At 69.5% G+C, this 5,343-nt stretch carries 6 protein-coding genes; 2 read left to right on the top strand and 4 right to left on the bottom strand.

Translation table 11 applies throughout. From position 1 onward, the window contains the following. Window positions 1-114: 114 nt before the first annotated feature. Window positions 115-381 carry a (2Fe-2S)-binding protein gene (locus ACWGH4_RS30675; RefSeq protein ID WP_453466649.1) on the top strand — a complete coding sequence of 89 codons (267 nt, stop codon included), beginning with the start codon at window positions 115-117 and terminating at the stop codon, window positions 379-381. Window positions 382-444: 63 nt separating this feature from the next. Here the strand turns inward: ACWGH4_RS30675 and bfr are convergent, their stop codons facing one another. After that, window positions 445-924, bottom strand: a complete 480-nt coding sequence (gene bfr / locus ACWGH4_RS30670; RefSeq protein ID WP_189475531.1) for a bacterioferritin — start codon at window positions 922-924, stop codon at window positions 445-447. Between the two features lie 154 nt (window positions 925-1,078). On the opposite strand from bfr, the gene ACWGH4_RS30665 reads away from it, so the two are divergent. Continuing rightward, a complete protein-coding gene (locus ACWGH4_RS30665; RefSeq protein ID WP_307705922.1) occupies window positions 1,079-1,711 on the top strand; it encodes a sulfite oxidase-like oxidoreductase in 633 nt (210 codons plus the stop codon). 32 nt (window positions 1,712-1,743) lie between these two features. Here the strand turns inward: ACWGH4_RS30665 and ACWGH4_RS30660 are convergent, their stop codons facing one another. The 3 genes from ACWGH4_RS30660 to pknB form a co-directional block, all read right to left on the bottom strand. Next, window positions 1,744-2,253, bottom strand: a complete 510-nt coding sequence (locus tag ACWGH4_RS30660) for a DUF4396 domain-containing protein (protein ID WP_453466646.1) — start codon at window positions 2,251-2,253, stop codon at window positions 1,744-1,746. 79 nt (window positions 2,254-2,332) lie between these two features. Beyond that, entirely contained in the window at window positions 2,333-3,181 is an 849-nt protein-coding gene (locus ACWGH4_RS30655; protein ID WP_453466644.1) for a deoxyribonuclease IV, read from the bottom strand. A gap of 5 nt (window positions 3,182-3,186) precedes the next feature. Next, window positions 3,187-5,136 carry a Stk1 family PASTA domain-containing Ser/Thr kinase gene (pknB, locus tag ACWGH4_RS30650; RefSeq protein WP_453466641.1) on the bottom strand — a complete coding sequence of 650 codons (1,950 nt, stop codon included), beginning with the start codon at window positions 5,134-5,136 and terminating at the stop codon, window positions 3,187-3,189. Window positions 5,137-5,343 lie beyond the last annotated feature (207 nt).

The raw sequence follows: 5,343 nt of genomic DNA, 5'->3' as shown, positions 1-5,343 counted from the left end.
ATGTGATCCACGCCCCACCGGCATATTCGGGGCTTTTACCCGCCGGGGGCTGCGGGTAAGGTTAGGTTAGCCTCACCGATCAGCGGGACGGCGACAACCAATCGATCCCGGGAGGTGAACGGCGTGTACGTCTGCTCGTGCTTCGGCATCACGGAGAAGCAGGTCAAGGAGCATGCGGATGCCGGTGCCTGCACCCCCCGGCAGATCGCGTCCGTCTCCAAGGCCGGCACCGACTGCGGTTCCTGCGTGCGGCGCATACAGGGGATCCTGGGCCGTGGCGCCTGCCCCCGCCGCGAGCTGCTGGAGCAGGGCGACGGCGCTTCCGTCCTGGCCGCGGAGCCGGAAGCCGGCACCGCGCCCGCGCTCGGCGAAGCCGCGTAGCGTTCGGCGAACCCGCCCCCGCCCGGCCCCGTCCTGCGTCCGTCGCCGGAACGCGTTCGTCGCCTAGGACTCCGGCTGCTCGATCAGCTGGGCGATGTACAGCGCCTCACCGAGCTTGTCGACCAGGTCCAGCTGGGTGTCGAGGTAGTCGATGTGGTGCTCCTCGTCGGCGAGGATCGACTCGAAGATGTTCGCCGAGGTGACGTCCCCCTTCGCGCGCATGACGTCGATACCGCGCTTGAGGCGGTCGATCGCCTCCACCTCGACCTGCCGGTCCGCCTGGAACATCTCGGTGACCGTCTGCCCGACGCGCACATGGAACAGCCGCTGGTAGTTCGGCAGGCCGTCGAGGAAGAGGATCCGGTCGGTGAGCACCTCCGCGTGCTTCATCTCGTCGAAGGACTCGGCACGGGTGTATTTGGCGAGCTTCGTCCAGCCGAAGTTCTCCTGCATCTTCGCGTGCAGGAAGTACTGGTTGATCGCGGTCAGCTCGGCAGTCAGCTGCTCGTTGAGGAACTCGAGGACCTCGGGGTCGCCCTGCATCGCAGAGGCTCCTTCCGCGCGTATGTCTGGGCAGGTTCGCGCATCCTCGCACCGCGGCACGGGAGCGTCCAGTAAGTGCACGCTTAGTAGGAGTTGCCCGAATCGGCCCAGACCTGGTCATGACCACCCCTCCCGGTCTGTCACCATTGAAGGCATGGGTCAGCCGGAGAGCCGGGAATACCGCGCACCAGAGGAGTCCGAGCTTCCGCCGGGGCAGCGACTCCAGCGAGGCTGGCCCGTCACCCACTACGGACCTGTACCCAAGTTCAAGCCGGACCGCTGGGAATTCAGGGTCTTCGGCGCCACCGCCGACGGTGAGAAGCACTGCTGGAACCACGAGGAGTTCTCGGCGCTGCCCTACTCGAGCGTGGTCGGCGATCTGCACTGCGTGACGAAGTTCAGCATGCTGGGGGCCGAATGGGGCGGCGTGCCCGCCCGTACGATCGTGGAACTCGCCCCGCCGGCGCCCTCCGTCAGCCATGTGATGGTCTGGGCGGAGTACGGCTTCAGTGCCAATCTCCGCCTCTCCGACTTCGTCGCGGAACGCACGATCTTCGCCACCCACAAGGACGGCGAGCTGCTGACGGCGGAGCACGGCTTCCCGCTCCGTCTGGTGGTCCCGCATCTGTATGCCTGGAAGGGGCCCAAGTGGGTCCGGGGCGTGGAGTACATGACGGCCGACCGCCGTGGCTTCTGGGAGGAGCGGGGCTATCACAACCTCGGCGATCCCTGGCGGGAGCAGCGGTACTCCTATCAGGAGGAACCGGGGGACGGCCCGGAGCTCTGAGCCCCGGGCCGTGAGGTCCGCCGTGCGGGATGTCAGTGGTACTGGTGGACCACCGCGTGCCCCTTGCCGCGGCCGATCATCCACTTGTTGACCGGGGTGGTGACCACGAACGCGACGAGGAACGCGAAGGCGAGCGCCCCCCAGAAGAGGAAGTCGGCCAGATGGGCGTCCATCGCGCCCGGGACGAGGAGCAGTACGCCGTTGTCGACGATCTCCATGACCGTGATGGAGATGGTGTCCGCGGCGAGGGCCACGCCGATCGCCGCCTTCAGGCTCAGGCCGGCCCGCAGGACCGCCCACAGCGTCAGCGAGTAGCCGAAGAAGAAGGCCAGCGCGATGGCGAGGATCATCGTGGGGGCGTTGCCCCAGCCCAGCGCGGTACCGATGATCATGCCGAGCACCTCGCCGATGGCGCATCCGGTGAGGCAGTGCAGGGTGGCCTTGGCCGCCATGCCCCAGCTCGCCTTTCCCGGGCCCTGTGCGTGGGCGTGGTGGTCGTGGTGCCCGTGCTCCGAGTGGTCCACGTGCGTCTCGTGCTGCATGGCGTGCCCCCAACGTTCGGTAGCGGTTCCTGCCGTCAGATAGGAACCGTATACCCCCTGGGGGTATTCCCGCAGGGTCTCAGCGAAGTTTTTTCAGCCGGGCCACGTCCGCGGCATGTCCTTCCTTGCCGCCGGGCGTCTCGATGATCAGGGGAACGCCCTCGGTGGCGGGATGCGACATCAGCGCCTGGAACGGTTCCTCGCCGATGTGGCCCGAGCCGATGTTCTCGTGACGGTCCTTGTGTGCCCCGGCGACGTCCTTCGAGTCATTCGCGTGGATCAGCTTCAGCCGCCCCTCGCCCACCGTCTCCACCAGCAGATCCAGGGTCCGCGCCATCCCGTCGGGAGCCGCCAGGTCGTGCCCGGCTGCGAAGATGTGGCAGGTGTCCAGGCAGACGCCCAGCTTCGGATGCGCGTCGAGTGCCTCGAAGTAGGGACCGAAGTCCCAGGTGCGGGAACAGAGCGAGGAGCCCTGGCCGGCCGTCGACTCCAGAAGCAGAAACGGATCGTCGTCATGCGTCAGCTCGTCCAGCAGCGGCAGCATCCGCTCCCGCACCTGGGCCAGCGCCACTTCACGGGTGCGGCCTCCCGTCGCCGAACCGGTGTGCACCACCACGCCCAGGGCGCCGATCTCCCGGGCCCGGCGCAGCGAGTGCCTCAAGGAGAGGACCGACTGCTCGGCGGTGGCTTCGGTGTGAGAGCCGAAATTGATCAGATAGGGGGCATGCACCCAGGCCGAGATGCCCTCGGCCGCGCACTCGGCCCGGAACTTCTCGTCCTGGGCCGGATTCCCCTTCGGCGTCGCCCAGCCCCGGGGATTGGCCACGAAGACCTGCACGGTCTCCGCCTCCAGCTCCCGCGCGTAGACGAGTCCGGTCGTGGCGAGGCCGCCGGCCACGGGAACGTGGCCGCCGACAGGGTTGCGCATGAGAACTAGAGCCCCTTGGTCTTGATCGTGATCGTGCTGCCTTCCGGCGCCTGGCCGCCGCCCTCGACGGACTGGCTCTCGACCTCGTCACCGAGGAACGGGAAGTTCTTCTCGACCTTCACCACGAAGCCCGCCTCCTCCAGCTCGGCGGTGGCGTCGTCCACCTTGTCGCCGACCACGTCCGGCACGTCGACCATCCGCGGTCCCTTGGAGACGGTCAGCTTGACCGTGTCGCCACGGGCCAGCCTGGCCCCCTCGGCGGCGGACTGCCGGGCCACGCTGCCGGCCTCCTGCTCGGAGTGGATCCGCTCCTCGGCGACCTTCACCTTCAGACCGGCTTCCTCGAGCTCGGCCGTCGCGTCCTCGACGGAGTCACCCGTGACATCGGGCATGTCGATCGGCGCGCCCTTGCTGACGACGATCGACACGGCGGTGTCGGGGCTGCGGCCGCTGCCGGCGGCCGGGTCCGTGCGGATCACCGAGCCTTGAGCGACGCTCTCGTCGAACTCCTTGGTCACCACGCCCGGCGCCAGCCCCACCTTGCGCAGCTCGCGCTCCGCCTCCGCCAGCGGCTTGCCGGACACCTCGGGAACCTTCACGATCTCCGGACCGCGGGAGACGGTGATCGTCACGGAGCCGTTGCCCCGTATCCGCTCGTTCGTGCCCGGATCGCTGTTGATGACGGTGCCGCGGGCCACGGTCTCGCTGAAGTCGTGGCGGACGGTCTTCAGCTCCAGGCCCGCCTTGTCGAGCGCCTCCCGGGCCTGCTGCTCGCTCTTGCCGATCAGCGGCGGCACACGGGTGAACTGGCCCGAGTTGATGTACCAGACACCCGCACCCACACCGATCACGGTGATCACCGCGAGCAGCAGGGCGACCAGACCGCGGCGCGACAGCGGCAGGCCCCGACCGGCAGGACGCACCGGTTCCGGCTCCGGCCGCTCGGGAGGCGGCAGGAGCAGCCGGGCCGTGTGGTGCACCTCGGGCTCCGCGTCGGCCGGCTTCCGCGGAATGACATCCGTACGGTCCTCGTCGGACGCGGCGCCGTCCTGTCCGCCCGCCGCCGGTTCCCCGGTGCGGGCCCGCGGCGGGACCGCGTCCAGCTGTTCGGCGCCGAGCGCCGCACGCGCCTCGCGCGCCTGGGCCAGCAGGGCCACCGCGTCGTGCGGGCGGACCTCGGGATTACGGGCCGTCGCGCTCGCCACCAGCTCGTCCAGCTCGACGGCGAGCCCCGGGAAGAGCGCGGACGGCGCCGGGACGTCCGCGTTCAGGTGCTGGAACAGGACCTGGGCCGGAGTGTCACCGGCGTGCGGCTTCGCGCCCGTCAGCATCTCGTAGAGGACGACCCCGCACGCGTACACATCGGCACGGGTGTCGGCCGTGCCGTACTCGATCTGCTCCGGCGCGAGATAGGAGACCGTCCCGAGGACCGTGCCCGAGGTGTTGGTCACGGAACCGACAGCGCGCACCAGACCGAAGTCGGCGACCTTGACCCGGCCGTCGTCCCCTATCAGCACGTTCTCCGGCTTCATGTCCCGGTGCACGAACCCGGCCCGGTGCGCGGCGCCGAGCGCGGCGAGCACGGGCTCCAGGATGTCGAGCGCCGCCCGCGGCTGGAGCGCGCCACGCTCCCGCAGGACGTCACGGAGGGTGCAGCCCTCCACGTACTCCATCGCCAGATACACGTACGCGCCCTGCGCGCCCTGATCGAAGACCCCCACCACGTTCGGGTGCGCCAGCCGTGCGACCGACTTCGCCTCACGGATGAACCGCTCCACGAACGTGGCGTCCGTGGCGAGGTCCGGATGCATCACCTTGAGAGCGAGCACCCGGTCGAGCCGGGTGTCGACGGCCCGGTAGACCGTGGCCATGCCGCCGACGGCGATGCGCGCATCGACGCGGTAGCGGCCGTCGAGCACTTGCCCGACGAGGGGGTCCTGGAGGGTCGTATCCACGCGCCGATTCTACGAGCCGGGAAGACGGGGTCCGACGAGTCGGACGGGGACGGGGCGGGACTGCAGCCGAGCTGTGACGCGGTGGGGGCGGGCGGTGGCCACTGCGCGGGGCCGTTTCCTCTACCCCGCCCCTTCCTGAAACGGTGCTCCGCCCGGCCCCGTGCCGCCCTGCGGGCGGCGTACCGCGCTTCGCGCGGTGTTTCTGGG

The sequence above is a fragment of the Streptomyces sp. NPDC054847 genome (assembly GCF_053610925.1).
Note: the sequence above shows the minus strand (reverse complement) of the source record. Positions and strands in the feature narration are given on the sequence as shown.